The sequence below is a fragment of the Mesorhizobium sp. M4B.F.Ca.ET.017.02.2.1 genome (genome assembly GCF_003998955.1).
Taxonomy (GTDB): Bacteria; Pseudomonadota; Alphaproteobacteria; order Rhizobiales; family Rhizobiaceae; genus Mesorhizobium; species Mesorhizobium abyssinicae.
The window spans coordinates 1-1,926 of sequence record NZ_RZOF01000580.1 but is presented as its reverse complement, the minus strand read 5'-3'; the positions used below and the strand labels follow the sequence as shown (position 1 = coordinate 1,926).

Here is a 1,926-nt window from a genome sequence, read left to right as displayed (position 1 = left end):
GGCGGGACCGCCACGCCCCCTGGCGGGGCCAAAGCCGATGCCGGACGAGCCGCCGATAATGACGCAATGTTCGATTTTCTCATTCATGACTGTTGTTCCCTGGTTGTGGCTGAGGCGCGCTCGATCAGTTCGAGGCTCAATGAGTGCAACTGCCGGCGGGCCTTTTCGTAGTAGGCCTGGGCGTCGGCGCGGGATTCGCGCTGGCCGTCGAAATAGTGGCCGCTGCGGCCCTCGAGCGCCGGCGACGTTGCAAGGTTGAGGATGGCGTCGGCGCCGGTCTCGACCGAGCTCCACGGCGTGACGCCCGCCTGCCGGACCATGGTGGTGTCCATGTAGCTTGCCGGATGGAGCGCGTTGACGGTGACGCCGCTGCCTTTCAGCTCTCCGGCCAGATCGACGGTGAACAGGATCTGCGCCAGCTTGCTCTGGCAGTAGGCGCGCACGCCGCTGTAGCCTTGGGTCAGCATGACGTCGCCGAAATCGATCGCCTGCTGGCCGGCCGAGGCGACATTGACGATGCGCGCCGGCGCGCTCGCCTTGAGCAGCGGCAGCAGCTCCGAGGTCAGCAGGAAGCCGGCGAGATAGTTGACGGCGAAGCGCAGCTCGTAGCCGTCGGCGCTGACCTGCCTTTTCGACGCTTCGCCGGCAGTGCCGATACCGGCATTGTTGATCAAAATGTCGAGCCGGTTTGTTCTGGCCCGCACGGCTTCGGCGAGGCGCCTGACCTCGGCAAGCGACGAGAGATCGGCGACGACAAGCTCGGCATTGCCGCCCGCGGCCTCGACGGCAGCGACGACTGCCTTGCCGCGCGCCGCGTCGCGGCCATGCACCAGGACATGGGCGCCGCTTGCGCCGAGCCGTTCCGCGACCATGCGGCCGACGCCGTCGGTCGATCCGGTGATGAGGACGGTCTTGTCTTTCAAGTCCATGTTCAGAGCCTCCATGTTTTGCTCTGAACGCAAGATGGGGCGCGGCGCGCATCCCAAACAGTTCAAACTTTATCCTGGTATCAATACTGCTATAATAAACCCCATGGATGCGATCTCCCACTCGCCGGAAGACAGCCGCCGGCGCGAGCTTGGCGCCTTCCTGCGCTCGCGCCGCGAAAGGCTTTCGCCCGGGACCGCCGGCATCGCCTGCGGCGCGCGCCGGCGCACGCCGGGGCTGCGGCGCGAGGAGGTGGCGATGATCGCCGGCGTCGGCACGACCTGGTACACCTGGCTTGAACAGGGCAGGGACGTCCGCCCCTCGGTGGAAGTCCTGACGGCGCTGTCGGAGGCGTTGCGCCTCGATGCAGTCGAGAAGCGTCATCTGTTCATCCTTGCCGGCCGCCAGCAGCCGGAGCGGCGCCTGGCGGCGCCGGAAAAGGTCGACGGCGCGCTTCTGCACATGCTGCAAAGCCTCGTCCTGCAGCCGGCCTATGTCGTCGGCCGGCGCTGGGACGTGTTGGCCTGGAATCCGGCGGCGGTGGCCGTGTTCGGCGATTATGGGTTGCTGGAGGGCGATGCCCGCAACATCGTCCACATGGTGTTCACCAGCCCGCACCATCGCCGCCTGCTGGTCGACTGGGAGGAACTCGCACGCGTGGTGCTGGCTTCGTTTCGGGCGGAGAGCGCCAAATATGTCGGCGATCCGGATTTCGACCGGCTGATCGCGTTGATGATGCGCTCAAGCCCCGAGTTCCGCGACTGGTGGCCGCGGCGCGACGTGGCGCGAAAGCTGACCGGCGTGAAGCACGTCCGGCATCCGACCGCGGGTGCGATGGTGTTCGAGCATATGAGCCTGTCGATCGATGACGGTTCCGACATGCGGCTGATCGTCTACACGCCGCTTGCCGAGCAGAACTCGATCGCCAAGCTGCAAAAGCTGCTCGATGCGCTGCCCCCTGAACGGCGCAGCGCCTGACGCCATCCAGACGTTCAGCCC

At 66.4% G+C, this 1,926-nt stretch carries 2 protein-coding genes; one reads left to right on the top strand and one right to left on the bottom strand.

Annotated features, from left to right (window positions below; all coding sequences use genetic code 11):
* Positions 1-83: 83 nt before the first annotated feature.
* Complete coding sequence (locus tag EN738_RS33975) at positions 84-929, bottom strand: SDR family NAD(P)-dependent oxidoreductase (protein WP_127287332.1); 846 nt, start codon at positions 927-929, stop codon at positions 84-86.
* A gap of 103 nt (positions 930-1,032) precedes the next feature.
* On the opposite strand from EN738_RS33975, the gene EN738_RS33970 reads away from it, so the two are divergent.
* The gene (locus tag EN738_RS33970) at positions 1,033-1,905 is read left to right on the top strand and encodes a helix-turn-helix transcriptional regulator (protein ID WP_127287331.1); all 873 of its coding nucleotides are present in this window, start codon (positions 1,033-1,035) and stop codon (positions 1,903-1,905) included.
* The last annotated feature ends 21 nt before the right edge of the window (positions 1,906-1,926 follow it).

Coding starts and splice junctions, on each gene's coding strand:
- EN738_RS33970 (WP_127287331.1), top strand. CDS start 1,033: ATGGATGCGATCTCCCACTCGCCGGAAGACAGCCGCCGGCGCGAGCTT.
- EN738_RS33975 (WP_127287332.1), bottom strand. CDS start 929: ATGGACTTGAAAGACAAGACCGTCCTCATCACCGGATCGACCGACGGC.